Consider the following 12811-nt stretch of genomic DNA (forward strand, 5'->3'; position numbering starts at 1 on the left):
AACCCTGGGTTCAACTAATGGAAGCCTCGCTAAAATTTCACTTAGTAAGTTGCAGGACAAAGAATTATTCTGCAACTTAGGTTATAATTACGAATATTCTAAATTTATCAACCTAGTTTTGAACATTACTCATTTACAGGTTTATGTCCAAAAATCTTTAATGCCCACCCTTGCAAAATACGATTTTCAGGATTCGAAACTGTAATGGTTTTTACAATTGGATTTCCATTATCGTCGAACTTAGGCATAAAATTATCATCGAATTCTATCGTTTCATAAGATTGCTCGCCCGTTGCTGTATCAACAATACGAAGAGTCCATGTACCAGCACTATCCTCACCATAGAATTGATTAGTCAACAACACAAACCCCGGTAAAGATTGCTCACCATCTATTGAATGCCAGGAGGAGCTGCTAAACTCAGGTCGTTCAATCTCGCCGAGGTCTCCTAGGAAAATAGTACGTTTATCTCTATCAAGGATAGTCAAATCAGCTGATGGAGAGGTAACAAATTTGGGGAGAGGATCGAATGTATTAGCAGGTGCCTGGCTTCGTGCACTCCATAATATACTTTTGGTACCGGAAGGCGAGTATAATTCGACAGACAGATCCGATAATCTAGTGCCCGTCGCATTAAGAGATACTTGTACCCCTTCGATAATTAGATTTTGGGATTGTAATATCGTGAGATGACTAGAAGCACCTTCGATGGAGTTATCCGGAATATTTTCAGAACTCGAATCAATTGTAGCAGTCACCCATTGGGTTTCTTGAAATTGTGATTGACTCAAGGCAATACCGAAAGCATCTCGTCCAGATTGGATGTCGTCTGCAATTAACATTGCCCCATCAACATTTAGTCCCCCAAATCCATATCTATATTGATAATTAAAACCAGCAGCATTGGTCACCCAGCCAGGTATAGCCTCATAATATTCACCCTTGAATATCACTTGCTAGGATACCAGGAAACATTTCAACAGGATTTTCACGACTGCCAAGTCTGTTGTTTGATGGCGCCGTTAAGCATGTTGAGCTTCCTGGTGTGGAGTAATAGGTAATAATGCCCTCAGAGTTATGGGCTCCAACACTAATCGTATAAGGTGACAACTGGCCTTGCAGGTGGGCTATAATTTGGCAAGGCAACAAAACTTCATTTCCGTTTTGCGTGGCAAGTGAATATTTAGAACAGTACTCATCACCAGGCAAATAACCATTGCCGGAAGACGCTACATATACTGCCCCAAGCCCATCCCTGAGCTGACTGGTACCCTTGCGAAGGGCTTCACGATAAACTACCGGCATGGTTTTAGGGTAACGAGAAAACTCCGAATATAAGCTACCACTATAGTTAAATATATCGACATCTGATAACTGCCGATAGCTGGGTTCGAAAATAATATTACCTAAATTTTTAGTATCTTGTTTAGCCTTATCAATAATAGAATCGTTAGGATCTGCATCTTTATCAGACCCATCGGAATTGGATCCAGAAGAATTCCCGGTGGGTAAACCTGATTCCAGATCCCCCCCTTGAAATGGAGCAGAAAATGAACGCAACAACGCCCCTGGAGCAACGCCCCTGGAGCAACGCCACGAGAACCTTTGTTATTATTGGCTGTAGCACCAATGATCCCTGCAACTGAAGTCCCATGGCCAGCAACATTATTTGCTCCCCATTTTTCTGGCCTTGGGTCAAAAAGCACAGCATCCTAGAACTTACCTCCCAACGCTTGACGTGCTAAAGCCTCGGTATTGATAGAACCTAAAGGGATTACATTAGCAATAAGATCTGGATGTTCAATTGAAATTGGCGAATCGACTACCGCTACTTTCATACAGGCTCCGGTATAACCACTCATATACGTGTCATCTGCATGAATATTTGAAGTGTCGTTAATTTTTTCGATTAAATCTGGAGCGATCCACTCAATGTTCGAATGAATATGCCATTGATATTTATGAAGCGGATCATTGTCAATGTTTGCTATGTCGACACCAGCGTGATTACCAGACTGAGATTGGTGTTACATTTACCTTAGATTTAGTGGGAAATACCGGTGCGATCATGGTATATGCTGCACGCTCAATTATCTTATTGGTATTATCATTACTGTCATTAGAAGCAATAACCTTAGTTTTATCTGCGTTGGCATGTACAACAATATAAAGCCCATCTAACTTTTGTCCATTTGGAACTTTAACTTTCGCTTGTCCTTTACTATTGGACTGGCCAGAAGGCTCATTAGCATCGCATTTAAAGTCAGTATTGATATCAAGATACACTAAAGTAGCTTCTAATACACCCCGGCTCGATTGAACTTTTATTTGAAACTCGGAAATAGATTTTTTTTACGACTACTATCCGGAGCAGGATTATAGTCATCTCCACCGCAGCCATACAAAATACATAGCAAAACGCCGCTTATTAAAAAGCGTATCTTGCCAAAAAACATATCATTCATCACAATTTAACCCTTTAAATAAAATTAAAAAAACAAACTCAACCCTTTTTAACATTCCTGATAAAAAAACTTAGAAGACTATGGATAGAACCACAAAGATGAAAAGGATGCCCCCTAATTGAATAGAATAAATCTTTTGTTATTTAAGAAATAGGATGTATATTTATATACGCTAGGATCGGGATAATTGAGAGGGTTGTCACTTAAAAGCTCTGGGCTTTGTATGAAGAGCTTTATTTTGAAGTTGAACCAAAATGAAAAAACAATAAAGAAACATACTTCACTATATTAAAGTAAGTATTTAAAAAATATTAGGGTGTGTTTTGATAAAAAACAGATACAATAATTTTTAAAAATTCGGCCTACTACTCAAGTCTTAGAATGTCACCCGGCTGACATTCAAGAGCTTCACAAATAGCGATAAGGGTTGAAAACCTAATAGCCTTAGCTTTGCCATTTTTCAAAATTGAGAGGTTTTGGATACTTATACCAACTATATCAGAAAGCTCATTGAGCCTTAATTTCCGCTTGGCCATCATTACATCAAGATCCACAATAATTTCGCTCATAAGAAAAAACTTATATTGTTAGCTGGTTCTCTTGTTCAATTTTGAAAGCTTTATCCATCATAAATGTCACCACGTAAAATACTAGCCCGAGTAGTAACATAGGAAAATTAACTTCTATATTTACAAAAGGTGGTTTCGGTATCGGCATATTAACACTTAATAAACTGAATTCAACCCACGTCAATATGGGCTCAATGATAACGAGTGATACCGTCGCCAGCGCTATCAATCTAAGCCGAGAATTATTCTTAACACTAAATTACTCACCAACCTGTAAGTTAGAAAAGAGTCTTTCAACATGAAATAAAATAAACAAAAACAAAACAGGAGAAAACAAAAATATAAGAAACAATAACAATTGTTGTGTGGAATTAATATCGAATTTCACGTCAACCACATCGACATTGTCAGTATCAAAAGAGGGTTGAGTAACGAAAGAAAATTCTGCGCCATGATTAATAAATGTAACAGGATCTTTTTCTAGACTTTCAAGAAACGGCGTAATTAATATAAATATTGCTAGACACCAACAAACACACCGAACAATTCTACACATAAGTATAATTTCTTTGCTCATCTTTATTTCTCAAATACAAATTAAATGAGTTAAAATTTTATCAGATGATTTACACTACACTTTATAAAGAAAACAGACATTCTCCATATAGAGTATATCAAAAGCAAACATCATGATAATCGTTAAAACATTAATGTTTTTGATAGTCAAGAGTTCAAAAAACTCATCATTTAGACCGGAGAAAACACTGGGGTTCTGATGTCAATATTGGAGAAGTAGTTAAACTCCAATATGGTTTACAGTAGATTATACCTTCACCCTATGCAGACATTCATCTATTGGCTTTTCTCAAGCTAGCTCTTTTATTCACTATATATTACGATCGATCGGAACACACTAACGCGTCATGAGCTACTTTATAATATGACTTTAATTTATTTAAATAGATTGTGGGCGTATAGCACTTTGTTCTATAGTTTTGAGAATTGAAATTAAGTAACACAAACCAAGTAAGTAAATGTTACATCAAACCTAATCAAGGTTATAAAAACCCTAATAAATTTCCAATTCCCATATCAGGTTAATCCTGTAAAGGAGGTTTTCTATATTTGTCCATTCGATCCAAATCCGATTTTTCAAACTGTCTTTTGAGCATCCAACGAGGCCGTTCTAATGTTAGTTCCCACTTGAATAACTTTTTAAACAGTTTTTTCACTTTATCGGGATATTGAGCAGCAAGATTCTCTTGTTCAGCAATATCTTTGGCTAAATTGTATAATTCTGCTGGTCGATCGGGAAAACGAATAAGTTTCCAGTCTTTATCACGGATGGCTGCACGGTTTTCTTTTTTCCAAAATAATGTTTCATGAGGCCTACCGGAGTTAGAGCTAGAGATATATGGCAGTAAATCGACACCATCGATACCCGAAAGTTTCCCCTTCCCTTTGGCAGCAGCGTAAAATGTAGGCAATAAGTCAAGGGTGCTAATAGGATAGTTGTATTGTGTATTACTTTTAATTTTGGCTGGCCACTTCATTATAAATGGAACTCGAATGCCACCCTCCAAATGATTAGACTTAGTTCCACTCAGTGGATAATTATTTGACGCATTTTTATCGGTTGGGCCGCCATTATCATTGGTGAATACGACAATCGTATTACTTTCTAAGTTCAATTCTGTAAGCTTATCAATAATTCTACCGCTTGCCCGATCCAAAGCTAAAGTCATGGCAGCGACATTTTTACGCACTCCAGACAGACTGGGAAAACGCTTTAAGTCTTCTACTTTAGCTTCTATAGGTGTATGCACAGCATTAAAGGATACAAATAAAAAGAATGGCGTACTTTTATTATTTTTTATAAAATCGATCGCCTTATCTGCGAACACATCAGTTAAGTATCCATCATGTTCCTTAAAATTACCTAGACCATCTTCTAATTTTTTATCAAAGAATGTTTGTAAACTACGCTCAGGGTCATTCTCTTCATATGCGAAATAGCTTCGATCACCACCACGAAAACCATAGAAGCGATCAAAGCCTCTATTCATTGGGTGCAGTTCATCCGTGCCTCCTAGGTGCCACTTACCAATAAATCCCGTTTTATACCCTATCACTTTCATATAATCCCCCATAGTGGATTCGGAAAGAGGCAAGCCCATCTGCGCCCCCCTTAACGCAGAGACCTCACTCATATAACCAGGGACATTATTTTCTTCATAACCAAATCGCTGTTGATAACGTCCTGTCATCATTCCAGCTCTCGAAGGGCCGCAAGTAGGATCAGAAACATATGCTTGGTTAAACTTAATGCCTTGACTGGCAAGTTTATCTAAGTTCGGGGTTTGCATAACCTTACTACCTTGGAAGCCGAAATCAGCGTAGCCTGCATCATCAGAAAACAATACAACAATATTAGGCAATTGAGAACTACCGGCAACACTAAACGAGCTCCCCAGTGCTATATATAGAAATGTGGTAAAACGAATAAGAGTGTTTATATTTTTAACGTAAAATTTATTAAATAAAAACATAGCATTCACACTATTTAAGCAACAAACATTATTTAATACGAAATGTTTCATCAAAACGAGGCATGCCATCCTTTCGCCAATCAGCTCCCTCCTCCGATTTGTGAAACCACAGCGGCTGTGCGTTGTTCCACGTCCATTTTTCCATTTCTAAGATCATGTCTTTTAAGCGCACTTTGTGTTTTCTACTTAAGTCGATGGTTTCACCGATATCCTCGTTAATATTGTACAGTTGCCAAGGCTTAGTGCCTGTCTTAACGGCTTTCCATTCATTGCGCCGAACAGCTGCATCGCTTAAACCTTTACGGTGTCTTAAAGTATAAATTAACTCATCTTTATGAGGATTCACCCCATTTATAAGATCCGACCAAATATCTTTTCCATCTAACTTTTTATCTTTTGATAGCTCCGCTCCGGCAAGACCTACTAATGTAGGATAGAGATCTAATGCTAACACCGGATGCTCAAAGCGCTGAGGTTTTTCAAGGTACTCAGGCCAGTGCATCAACATCGGTGTACGAAAACCGCCCTCATGTACACTACCCTTACCTTCTTTTAAGGGGGAGTTATCACCTCCCTCAGATAACTTACCGCCATTGTCACTGAGAAAAATAATCAGTGTATTATCGAGCTTTTTAACTGCTTTGAGTGTATTGATAATATCGCCAACACCGCGATCCACAGCATAAACCATACCCGCATATGTTTTGCGTTTGGTATCTTCAATATCGGGAAATTGCCTCATATCTTCTTCTTTAGCTTGTAAAGGTACATGGGGTGCATTGTATGCAAGATATAAGAAGAATGGATTATTTTTGTCTGCGGCTTTTTTTACAAATTTTACTGCTTCTCTAGAGAGAGCATCCGTTATATATTGAGTTTCACGAACCGGCTTTCCATTATACTCTAGTGGTAGAACATAGTGATCAATATTACGTATTCCTTGCTTTATCTGCTTGTTATAGGTTTTTTCAAATTCTGTAGGAAAATAGTTATGGCCACCACCTAAGAAGCCAAAAAATTCATCAAAACCCCGTTTATTAGGATGGTATTCAGACGCCTCTCCTAAATGCCACTTACCAATGGCACCGGTAAAATAGCCCGTTTTTTGTAGCGCTTTACTAATAAACTCTTCTGTTGTCGGGACGCCAACGAAAGAACCTCTTGTCGGGAGGTTAAATTGAGCACCCATTTTATGTGGGTAACGACCAGTCATAAGAGCGGCTCGACTGGGGCCGCAGAAAGGATGCGCGACATATGCTTGTGAAAATGACACTCCCCCTTCAGCCAATGCATCTAGATTAGGTGTTATTATATCTTTTGCGCCATTAAAACCTACATCTGCATAACCTAGATCATCCGCCAGAATAATAATGATATTGGGTCTAGGCGAGTTAATTTCGGCTACGTTGATATCATTTTTTTTTCTACTATCGGCCCAGCTTAACTGTGAACAAAAAAAAATTAAAAGTAACAACGAGATAGAAAAAAAATTTTTTACCATAATTAGGAATTCTCGGTGTAAATAAGGCGTTGTTCTAAATAACTTAAATAAGATATCCATTAAAAATATTCAACTTGAAATTTTCAATTTTTATAAAGCTTGGCATGATGCTCAAACTTTTCTAATGATGGGTCGGCTACTCGCGCTAATTCTTGCCTGAGCAGCTCAATCATCTGATGACGACGATTTTGATATTTTTCATTATTGATCACGTTATCAATTTCGTAAGGATCTTTTTGTAAATCGTATAATTCATCTCTACTATCTCCAGGATTCCATACAAATTTCATTTCTGGCGTGCGAATCGCTCGTATACCAAACCAACTACCATTGTACCATTCATAAGCATACATCGCGGTATCTGGCTTTCCTTGTTCTGCACTATCACCTCTTTTCATAAGAGGCACTAAAGAATGACCATCGATATCACCGTCGGCGGGAAGCGCCATCCATTGCGCAATTGTTGGAGCAATATCCAACATCGATACCTGACGTTTGATGACCTTCGGAGTGATATTAGGGTGACGAATAATGAGGGGCATGCGCATTAGCTCATCGTACGCATAAGGGCCCTTATCATATAAATTATGCTCCCCCAACATACTGCCTTGATCACCAACCAATATGATACTGAGGTTATCATACAGCCCTACTTTTTTTGCTGTTTGTAAAATTTCTCCCACGGCATGATCAATCATTGCAATTGCACCATAGTAGTAAGTCCGCGACTTGCGCCAATCGTCCTCAGTCATATGACTCACATCATGCCAGGGCCACCATGCCGTATCTTGTGACATGGGCTTGTTAACACGTTTAATAACATGATTGTTTGGTAGTTTTACTTTTTGAGGATCGAACATGCTGGCATAAGGCTCCGGCACCCGATAAGGAGGATGAGGCTGCTCAAAGCTAATAACCCCAAAAAAAGATCGTTTATCCGTGGCAGCTCGACGCAGCATTTTTTTTCCTTCTTCCACCGTATGCGCCGTATGAGTATCATCATATGTTCCTGCTAGGGTTTCATAATACTCATGCTTTTCACCCAGGTTATCACGCTTACCTTGTTTGTAAGAATTAATCTTGCCTACCTTTTCATAGGGAGTCCACTGTCGTTGGTGTCGCTTGCCTATATGCTCTGGTTTCCCCCATGTTAACTCTGCACCACGCAGCGCAGTACCTTGGGGGCCAAGGTGCCACTTACCAATATAGCCGACTAAATATCCTTTATCCGATGCTCTCTTTATCAAACCACCTTCAGATAAATCCAATTCATCAACTTTAGAATGGTAAAGCCCTACATTATCATCCATTCCTGTTTTATGACCCCATCTTCCAGTAAACATAGCCGCTCGAGAAGGCGAACACAAACCAGTGGTTGTCATAGCGTTATCAAAGCGCACGCCTTGAGAGGCTAAGCTATCAATATTAGGCGTATGAACAGGCCCACCACGATAAGAAAATGTATCAAAGCGCATATCGTCAAACATCAAAATAAGAACATTTGACTTACTTATTTCCTTCGTTTGTGACTTCCTGTCTTGTGACAAGCTTGAAGCATGGCTAATCGTAAGTTGTAATGACAGAACTACAATTAGCATCATACTATATAGTCTATTTTTTATTTTCATTTTAGACTTCTATTTAAATAAGGTAAAAGAACGAGTCATTGCGGCAAGCTATTTCATAACTAAGGTAATTTTTCGATAGCTATATCGTCTATATATATAGCACCCTGAATTTTTTTACTGCTTAGATGCGTAGCCTTAATGGTTAACCTATCTAGTTCACTAGAACGCTCTTTCTTACTAAAAATTTTCTCAACTTTATGCCACTTACCCTTTGCAATACGAGATAGTTTAATTGAATTCAATTGCATTGATGGCTGCTCAAGAGAAAAATTAATTTCCTCTAAAGTACTATCAGAATCTATCCAGATATAGGCAGAGAAAATATAATCGCCCTCAGACAGGTCGATGGCATTAGGAGGCGTCTGTGCTACTTTCTTATTTTTTATAGAATTTTCTGTCAATGCTATTTTGAGGCTTTTTTGACCTTTGTGTTTTTTCTCACTTACGATATTAACCTTGCTACGAACGCTATCATCTATACGCCAAAATTTTTGATACTCATTTACCTTTGAGCTTTCTGGTACTAATTTTAACGGCCTTGGATTCTCTTCAAACAAAATTGGCCCCTCAAAGCCATAGAATGCCTTAGGTAAAAGGTTCGTCTCGGGTTTTTGCCAAACACGAACATAATCAACGTCAAAATAAGCAGGTAACTGCTGTTCGTTTGGGTAACCTAACCAAGCAAAGATTTCAGAGTCCAACCATATTTCCATGGGATTCAATAAAACCCAATCTTCACCGACTTCTTTACTCGTCACGCTATAGACCAATTCACCATCAATAAATAGCTTTAAGTAGTCTTCTCCCCATTCTGCACCATAGATATGAAACGCATCAGCGACATCAAATGGCAATTTCCTCTTGTGACCAAAAACTCGGGTCGGACGTACCGCGGGCGGACTCCAATCGTGAACAGTGGCTTTAAATGTATCGGCTTTGATATCACCATCAAGTGTCGGGTCTCCTATTTGTTCATAGACATCAAGTTCAGATTGATATCCAATCGCCCAAAATGCACTGGTCATAGACGCGTTTGCTGCTCTAGAACGCACCTCCATATAACCGTTGAGAAACCTTTTTCGACTCACGATAGCTGCTGTAGTTACTGGTACAGGCTTACCATCAACTTCACCATACTTACTCTTCACTTTACCATCGGCATATGATTCATCAGCAAACTCAAAGTCTGGTTCCCACTGGCTTCGCAACCTCAGAATGCCATCTTTCAAAAGAACATTATGAGGTGCAAACTGTGAGGGTGCGCGGCCTTTCCAAATATAATATTGGCTATCAAGCCCCTGCACAAACCACTTATCCAAATCGATCTGTGTTCCATTAAATTCATCACTAATTAACGTATTAAGAATCCAATTACCTGTGTTTTGTTGATCCGAAAACGGTAGGAATTTTGGTGCAGAAGTATCACTCGTGTGATCAGTCTGGTGCTCATTATCAACAGTGGACTGACATGCGAGCAGAGGCAGAACTAATGTCAGCATCCAATATTTCTTAATAAACCTTATCTGCATAGATAGAAGCCTTGTATTCGTTATTATTGTAGTCCGACAATCACATAGCCTTAAGCAGCTATACCACAAAGCCCTTTGAGCAAGCTCAGGCTTAGAAAGGCCAACAGGAATGGCGCTAGCCTCTTATGAATTGTCTTTTTTGAGCATTTAAACATATGATGTTTGCTAAGGCAATATGTTAGAATAGACGTTCATTGAAGCTTATTTAGCGAATATATCGTTTTTGATATATATGTCCTATGAATATGATGTTTGAATTGCGCTTTGACCGCGTAAAATTATTTTATGTTAAATACCTCAAAACCAACACCAAGAATTAACGTTCTTTGGATAGATGGCATTAAAAAAAGTAGCCTTCACAAGATATGGACACTGTGCTCACGTGTCACATGTTATTTTCTTATCGTCTTACTAACGCTCCTAAACTCTCGCCTAAGCTTTTCATTAGGTACTGAAAAGTTTAATAAACAGTCCGAAAACTGTGGCGCCTGTCATGGAGATATTATAAAAAAATGGCGGATATCCCATCATGCCTACTCGATACAAAAAGCTAACCTATCGACGGTACTGGCTGACTTTAACAATGTAAAAGCTCAGCATTACGGACAGGAAGCTTATTTTACGCGTAAACACGATCAATTCTTTGCACATGTATCCTACAAAAAAAATAACAAAATAACGCAAAAGAAAACTTATCCTATTTTATATACTTTTGGTTTCAAGCCATTGCAACAATATCTAGTAGAAACAAAAGGAGGGAGACTACAAGTGCTCCCTTTCGCTTGGGATAGCCGCACAGAAGAACTAGGAGGTCAAAAATGGATGCATTTATACCCAGATGAAGAAATTGCTCCTAATGATCGCTTTCATTGGTTACAACCACTACAAAATTGGAATGGTATGTGTGCAGATTGCCACTCCGATGGGTTTAAAAGGAATTACAATTTAGATAGCAAAGAATTTATGAGTCAATATGATGAGTTGAATGTAGGTTGCACATCATGTCATGATAATCTAAACAATAATCACTCTAGAAAAGTCACTAAAGATAAAACTTCTTATAAAGGAGATTGGATACGCAGTAAAAACTCCGATACTGCACGATGGCAAGGTACACCACGAAAAAATAACATGGACATGTGTTATAGTTGCCATGCATTGCGTACACCGATTACTGATGGCTTTTCCTCAGAAAAATCCTTCTTAGATCAATTTTCTCCTAGTTTCCCCTCTCCCCCTCTTTACTACGCTGATGGACAAATACGCGAAGAAGTCTACGTCTTCGGATCCTTTCTCCAAAGCAAAATGCATCGGGCAGGTGTCACCTGTCTCGATTGTCACGATGCTCATACTTACGAAATCAAGAAAGAAGGAAATGCACTTTGTTTGCAATGCCATAGTGCAAGCACTTTTGATACAAACAATCACCATAAACATAAACAAAATAGCGATGGTGCACAATGTGTTAATTGTCATATGCCAAGTAAAATATATATGAATGTTGACCAGAGGCGAGACCATAGCTTTAGAATACCTGAACCAATGCTTAGTAAAGAGTTTGGTGTGCCCAATGCATGCCAAAGCTGCCATAAAGCTCAAGGTGAAGACTGGATATTAGAGAAAAGTCGCCAACTCTTCCCCAATAAGGAAAGGCTAAATACTAATGTATTAACATTTATTGCCACTATGGGTGGCTTTAGTCATGATTTGGAAAAGCTTTTAACAGTCGCCCGATCGAACGAGTTAGTTCCCATAAAACGAGCAGCGCTAATCGAGCGCATTCCCTCTTTAACACTCACCCTTGAAGGAAAAAAGCTTTCAGCATTTTTATCTTCAAGTAATGCCTTTATCCGTCTTGCAGCCGTAAGAGCATCTTCAGTTTTGCATCCAAGTGATAAACGTCATTATTTGGCTCCACTTTTAACTGACAAATTTCGATCTATTCGTGTTGCCACTGCAGAACAACTATTAGATGTTTTGCTCCCAGCGGATCAACTAATAGCATTTGAAAATGCATTTGTTGAACTCTCTGAAGCGGCTCAACAAAGCCACTGGCGAGGTGAAGGCCTGATGAATGACGGACTTCGCTACGCGCGCATGCAAGAAATAGATAAAGCGATCAACTCTTATTCAAATGCTATTGAAATTGACCCATACTTCGAACCACCCTACGTTAATCTTTCCGACCTATACCGCAGTATCGGTCAACCGGAAAAATCCGAAGAAATATATAAAAAAGGTCTCTCCAATTTACCTACATCGGCCTTATTAAATTACAGTTTCGGTTTATATTGGATTAGAAGAAAACAACTTGAAAAAGCTATCGTTCGACTTAAAACAGCAGTCGATCTAGCCCCTCAGAATTCTCAATTTGCTTATATGTACTATCTTTCATTATTCACCGCAGGCAATAAGTCCTACGCATTTTGTGATTTGAATAAAAACCTTAAAAATTATGGTGACGATCAAAACCTTGTGGAATTATTAAGAAGTTTTAGCACATCATATAAGAGCAGTTTAAAAGAATGCAATAACTAATAGATTATATCCGACCGTAAAGATAATTTACT

Annotated in this window: 11 protein-coding genes and 2 pseudogenes; 1 reads left to right on the forward strand and 12 read right to left on the reverse strand. The window is 38.6% G+C overall.

Translation table 11 applies throughout. From position 1 onward, the window contains the following. Positions 1-125: 125 nt before the first annotated feature. From BVC89_RS18220 to BVC89_RS18265, 12 genes and pseudogenes are all read right to left on the reverse strand, one after another. Positions 126-953, reverse strand: coding sequence for a proprotein convertase P-domain-containing protein (locus BVC89_RS18220; protein WP_086932568.1), 828 nt, complete (start codon positions 951-953; stop codon positions 126-128). Further along, positions 937-1560 (reverse strand): S8/S53 family peptidase, encoded by a 624-nt coding sequence (locus BVC89_RS30375; RefSeq protein ID WP_086932569.1) that lies wholly within the window; start codon positions 1558-1560, stop codon positions 937-939. Before BVC89_RS30375 ends, BVC89_RS18220 begins: the two co-directional genes overlap by 17 nt. Before the next feature lie 26 nt (positions 1561-1586). Beyond that, a pseudogene (locus BVC89_RS30745) lies at positions 1587-1706 on the reverse strand (S8 family serine peptidase); the annotation flags it as partial. Positions 1707-1712: 6 nt separating this feature from the next. Then, positions 1713-1838 (reverse strand): hypothetical protein, encoded by a 126-nt coding sequence (locus BVC89_RS30595; RefSeq protein WP_281260963.1) that lies wholly within the window; start codon positions 1836-1838, stop codon positions 1713-1715. Positions 1839-2007: 169 nt separating this feature from the next. Further along, positions 2008-2286, reverse strand: a complete 279-nt coding sequence (locus BVC89_RS18230; protein ID WP_086932570.1) for a hypothetical protein — start codon at positions 2284-2286, stop codon at positions 2008-2010. 544 nt (positions 2287-2830) lie between these two features. Further along, positions 2831-3034: a helix-turn-helix domain-containing protein gene (locus BVC89_RS18235; RefSeq protein ID WP_086932571.1), complete on the reverse strand. Its 204-nt coding sequence runs from the start codon at positions 3032-3034 to the stop codon at positions 2831-2833. A gap of 10 nt (positions 3035-3044) precedes the next feature. Next, a pseudogene (locus BVC89_RS30750) lies at positions 3045-3281 on the reverse strand (hypothetical protein); the annotation flags it as partial. A 12-nt stretch (positions 3282-3293) separates the two neighbouring features. Continuing rightward, positions 3294-3590 carry a hypothetical protein gene (locus BVC89_RS18245; RefSeq protein ID WP_086932572.1) on the reverse strand — a complete coding sequence of 99 codons (297 nt, stop codon included), beginning with the start codon at positions 3588-3590 and terminating at the stop codon, positions 3294-3296. 541 nt (positions 3591-4131) lie between these two features. Continuing rightward, entirely contained in the window at positions 4132-5583 is a 1452-nt protein-coding gene (locus BVC89_RS18250) for a sulfatase-like hydrolase/transferase (protein WP_086934666.1), read from the reverse strand. Between the two features lie 28 nt (positions 5584-5611). Next, positions 5612-7084 (reverse strand): sulfatase-like hydrolase/transferase, encoded by a 1473-nt coding sequence (locus tag BVC89_RS18255; RefSeq protein ID WP_086934667.1) that lies wholly within the window; start codon positions 7082-7084, stop codon positions 5612-5614. A gap of 83 nt (positions 7085-7167) precedes the next feature. Next, entirely contained in the window at positions 7168-8685 is a 1518-nt protein-coding gene (locus tag BVC89_RS18260) for a sulfatase-like hydrolase/transferase (protein WP_216825002.1), read from the reverse strand. 86 nt (positions 8686-8771) lie between these two features. Beyond that, the gene (locus BVC89_RS18265) at positions 8772-10211 is read right to left on the reverse strand and encodes a family 16 glycosylhydrolase (protein WP_216825003.1); all 1440 of its coding nucleotides are present in this window, start codon (positions 10209-10211) and stop codon (positions 8772-8774) included. Between the two features lie 315 nt (positions 10212-10526). On the opposite strand from BVC89_RS18265, the gene BVC89_RS18270 reads away from it, so the two are divergent. Next, a complete protein-coding gene (locus BVC89_RS18270; RefSeq protein ID WP_086932574.1) occupies positions 10527-12779 on the forward strand; it encodes a cytochrome c3 family protein in 2253 nt (750 codons plus the stop codon). Positions 12780-12811 lie beyond the last annotated feature (32 nt).

It is taken from the genome of Agarilytica rhodophyticola (assembly GCF_002157225.2).
GTDB classification, from domain to species: Bacteria; Pseudomonadota; Gammaproteobacteria; order Pseudomonadales; family Cellvibrionaceae; genus Agarilytica; species Agarilytica rhodophyticola.